The sequence below is a fragment of the Domibacillus sp. 8LH genome, from assembly GCF_038806185.1.
In the GTDB taxonomy this organism is placed as follows: domain Bacteria; phylum Bacillota; class Bacilli; order Bacillales; family Domibacillaceae; genus Domibacillus; species Domibacillus indicus_A.
In genome coordinates, this window is sequence record NZ_JAVJNG010000116.1 from 1 (window position 1) to 278 (window position 278).

1 pseudogene is annotated in these 278 nt (G+C 42.4%); it reads left to right on the plus strand.

The features are described 5' to 3' along the window. Positions 1 to 278 (plus strand): annotated as a pseudogene (locus tag RG959_RS24050) (CDP-6-deoxy-delta-3,4-glucoseen reductase); the annotation flags it as partial.

The following is a 278-nucleotide window of genomic DNA, read 5'->3' on the forward strand; positions in this document are numbered from 1 at the left end:
TCTTTGACCAACTTAAGCGCTTAAACTCTAAGCGTAAGATGAGTTTCTGGTATGGTGCACGTTCTAAACGTGAAATGTTCTACGTTGAAGATTTTGACGGCCTAGCGGCTGAAAATGACAACTTTGTATGGCATACCGCGCTTTCAGATCCACAACCAGAAGATAACTGGGAAGGTTACACTGGCTTTATCCATAACGTGTTATTTGAGAACTATCTTAAAGATCACGAAGCGCCAGAAGATTGTGAGTTCTACATGTGTGGTCCGCCAATGATGAAC